General features: G+C 73.1%; 2 protein-coding genes and 1 pseudogene. 2 read left to right on the top strand and 1 reads right to left on the bottom strand.

Annotated elements, in window-relative coordinates:
* Positions 1–364, top strand: a pseudogene (locus KBX53_RS29120) (hypothetical protein); the annotation flags it as partial.
* A gap of 66 nt (positions 365–430) precedes the next feature.
* Here the strand turns inward: KBX53_RS29120 and KBX53_RS29115 are convergent.
* Positions 431–1630, bottom strand: a complete 1200-nt coding sequence (locus tag KBX53_RS29115) for a glycosyltransferase (protein ID WP_030336641.1) — start codon at positions 1628–1630, stop codon at positions 431–433.
* 224 nt (positions 1631–1854) lie between these two features.
* On the opposite strand from KBX53_RS29115, the gene KBX53_RS29110 reads away from it, so the two are divergent.
* The coding region (locus KBX53_RS29110; protein ID WP_210862798.1) for an SDR family oxidoreductase at positions 1855–2628 on the top strand (774 nt) is incomplete at its 3' end.

Below are 2628 nucleotides of genomic sequence, written 5' to 3'. Positions count from 1 at the left end.
TGTCGCCGCCCGGCCTCTGGCGTCCGCGCCGTCCGCCGAGGCGTTCCTCGTCAACCCGTTGTTCTACCTGCTGATCGTCCACTCGATCGTCGGTCAGCTGCTGCTCGGTCTGGCCATGCAGCGTGGCTCGACGACCGCCGCTGTCGCCGCGATGGACGCCGCCGGGGCGGTGCCGGCCGCGATCGTCGGCCTGCTGCTGCTCAACGACAAGATCTGGCCGGGGCGGGAGTGGCTGGCCGCGGCCGGCTTCCTGGTCACCCTGGCCGCGGTGATCGGCCTGACCCGGTACGCCGAACCGCAGCAGCACCGTTCGGTGGCTCCCCGGCGGGACCCCGCCATGGTGGGTGCCGGCCGGACCGGCTGACCGGCCGCCGCTGGCCCGGCCGGGCGGGCCGACACCGCGCCCGCGGGTGTCGCGGCACCGCCCCGCTCAGGCCTCGACCGGCTTGCGCCGGCTCACCACCCGCTCGTAGAGACGCTCCAACGCACCGGCGGTCCGCTCCCAGGTGTAGCTGCTGCGCACCCGGTCCACCGCGGCGTGTCCGTACGCGAACCGGCCGGCGTTGTCGGCGAGCAGCCGACGCAGCGACACGCCGAGCGCGCGTACGTCACCGGGAGGCACCAGGCGGCCGGTGACCTCGTCGACGACGGCGTCCGCCAGGCCGCCCATCGCGTAGCCGATCACCGGCACCCCGCAGGCCATCGCCTCCAGCGAGACCCGCCCGGCCGAGGAGTAGTGCGGCGTGCAGGCGACCACGTCCGCCGACCGGTACCAGGTGGCCATCTGGTCGTGCGGCACCGCCCCGACGAGCCGCACCTGGTCGACGACGCCGATCTGTTCGGCCAGCTCGCGCAGCCGGCGCGCCTCCGCGTGGTTGGCCAACTGGTCGGCCGGCGGCCCACCGGCGATCACCAACTCGGCGTCGCCGACCAGCCGCATCGCCCGGATCAGGTCCTCCTGGCCGTGCCCGGCGGCGAGCGAGCCCACCGAGAGGATGCGGGGCCGCTGTTCGCGCGGCGCGGCCTCGCCGTCGGGATGGAACAGGTCGATGTCGACGCCGGCCGGCACCAACGCGACCGAGCTGCGTTGCAGACCCATCCGGGTCAGCTCGTCGACCTCGTCGTTGGACTGGGCCACGGCGATGTCGACGGCCCGGGTCAGCGCGCGTTCCAGCGTGATCCGCTGCCCCGGCCCGTCGTAGTGACCGCCCAGGTGACGCAGCTGCTCGACGCCGAGCGAGTGGAACGTCTGCACCACCGGGATGTCGGTCTCCCGAACGGCGTGTGCGGCGGCCAGGCCGCCGACCCAGTAGTGCCCGTGCACCACCTCGGGCCGCCAGGCACCGGACCACTCGTCGGCCAGCCAACGGCCGACCTCCGTCACGTACGGGATCAGCTCGGCGGTGGGTAGTGCGGTGGGCGGGCCGGCCGGCACGTGGTGCACCTGGTAGCCGTCGACGTTCATCGTCGCCGGCAGCGCCGGGTCGTCCCGGCGGACGTAGAGCCGGACGTCATGGCCCCGCTCGGTCAGTTCCGCGGCGACCCTGGCGATGTGCTGTCGAGTGCCGACCGGTGGGCCGTCGGCGTGGCGGTATGAGCTGGCGTGCGCGCAGACGAGGCCGACGCGCATGGGTCACCTCCCTGCGATCTTTCCTCGGCGGTGGTCCTCCCGGTCAGAGCGTCCCATTAACCCCGCGACGCTGAGTCGAAACCTGGCAGATCAGGAAGAGTCCGCCCGACTGCCACCGACACTTGCGCCACAGCAAGCACAGGTGACACCCGACCGCACGATTCGATGGTGATCGACAACCTGTCGCTGGTGTGACCAGGTCCGGCCGGGGGTACCGCTCAGGAATGCCGCTGACCCGCAGTCTCGACGATTCGACCGTGGTGATCACCGGCGCGTCCAGCGGGATCGGCACGGCGACCGCCTACGCACTGGCCCGCCGGGGTGCCGCCGTCGTGCTGGCCGCCCGCAGTGAGCCGGCCCTGCGACAGGTCGCGCAGCGCTGCCGGGAGCTGGGCGGTCAGGCGCTCGTCGTACCGACCGACGTGACCGAGTTGGAGTCGGTGCGGCGGCTGGCCGAACAGGCGGTGGCCGAGTTCGGTCGGATCGACGCCTGGGTGAACAACGCCGCGGTCAGCGCGGTGGGTCTGTTCGACGAGATCCCGGTCGCCGAGTTCCGCCGGGTGCTGGAGGTCAACCTGCTCGGGGCGGTGCACGGCATCAAGGCGGCCCTGCCCTACCTCGGCGCCGCCGGTGGCGGTGTGCTGGTCAACAACGCCTCGGTGCTGGCCGAGGTGGCCATGCCGTACCAGTCTGCGTACAACGCCACCAAGCACGGCATCCGGGGGTTGGCCGACACCGTCCGTCAGGAGCTGCGGGTCACCGGCCGGGGGCACATCTCCGTCTGCACCGTGCTGCCGGCCACCATCGACACCCCGTTCTTCCGGCACACCGGCAATCACAGCGGCCGGGAGCTGGTGCCGCCGCCTCCGATCTACCCGCCGGAGGTGGTCGCCGAGACCATCGTCCGGCTGCTGCGCCGGCCGCGCCGCGAGGCGTACGCCGGTGGCGCGGCCCGGTTGATCGGCCTGCAGTGGCGGCTGGCGCCCGCGCTGGTGGAG

This window comes from Micromonospora sp. M51 (genome assembly GCF_018070305.1).
Taxonomy (GTDB): domain Bacteria; phylum Actinomycetota; class Actinomycetes; order Mycobacteriales; family Micromonosporaceae; genus Micromonospora; species Micromonospora parva.
Note: the sequence above shows the minus strand (reverse complement) of the source record. Positions and strands in the feature narration are given on the sequence as shown.